Source organism: Amycolatopsis sp. SID8362, assembly GCF_010550475.1.
GTDB lineage: Bacteria > Actinomycetota > Actinomycetes > Mycobacteriales > Pseudonocardiaceae > Amycolatopsis > Amycolatopsis eburnea.
The window spans coordinates 1-1,001 of sequence record NZ_JAAGNB010001868.1; the positions used below are offsets into that span (position 1 = coordinate 1).

Here is a 1,001-nt window from a genome sequence, read left to right on the forward strand (position 1 = left end):
CCATCGCGCTCGCCGTCGCCCGGTCGGTGGTGGCCCCGATCCGGCGGCTGCACGCGGCCGCCCTCGACACCGCGCGCCGCCGGCTGCCCGGCACCATCGAGCGGATCCGGGAGGGCGAGGACGTCGACTGGCGCGCGACCCCGCCGCTCCCGGTGGACTCCGAGGAGGAGGTCGGCCAGCTCGCCCGCGCCTTCGACGACATGCACCGGCAGGCCGTCCGGCTCGCCGTCGGCGAGCAGGCCGAGATGCGGATCCAGGTCAGCGAGATGTTCATGACGCTGTCGCGGCGCAGCCAGTCGCTGGTCGAGCTGCAGCTTTCGGTGATCGAAGACCTCGAGGCCGACGAGCAGGACCCGCAGCGGCTGGCCGAGCTGTTCCAGATCGACCACATCGCGACCCGGCTGCGGCGCAACGGTGAGAACCTGCAGGTCCTCGCCGGCGGCCGGCCGGTGCGGCGGGAAACCGGCCCGGTCGCGACCGTCGAGCTGCTGCGCGCGGCGACGTCGGAGGTCAAGGACTACCAGCGCATCACCCTCGGCAACGCGCCGCGCGGCTCGGTGCAGGCCGAGGCCGCCGCCGACGTCGTGCACATCCTCGCGGAGCTGCTGGAGAACGCGATCCGGTCGTCGCCGCCGGACGAGCAGGTCGTGCTCACCGCCGACCGCGGCTTCGACGGCGGCGTGCTGGTCGAGGTCGTCGACACCGGCCTCGGCATGAGCCGCGAAGACCTGGAAGCGGCCAACGCCCGGCTGGCCGCCGGCGCGTCGGTCAGCCCGGAGACCACCCGCCGGATGGGCTTGTTCGTGGTGAGCAGGCTGGCCGCGTCGCACGGGATCACCGTCCGGCTGCGGCCGACGACCACGCGGACCGCGAGCGCCGGCATCACCGCCAGCGTGCACGTCCCCGGCGTGCTGGTCCTGGTCGAGCTGCCGTCGCGGCCCGGCCTGCCCGCGCTGCCCCCGGGCGTCAACGGCACCGCGCGGCACGAGCTCGAACCCCGG

Annotated in this window: 1 protein-coding gene; it reads left to right on the forward strand. The window is 74.9% G+C overall.

From position 1 onward, the window contains the following. Positions 1-1,001 (forward strand): ATP-binding protein (locus G3I65_RS56265; protein ID WP_160704830.1); only part of this gene is annotated, 1,001 nt, incomplete at both ends.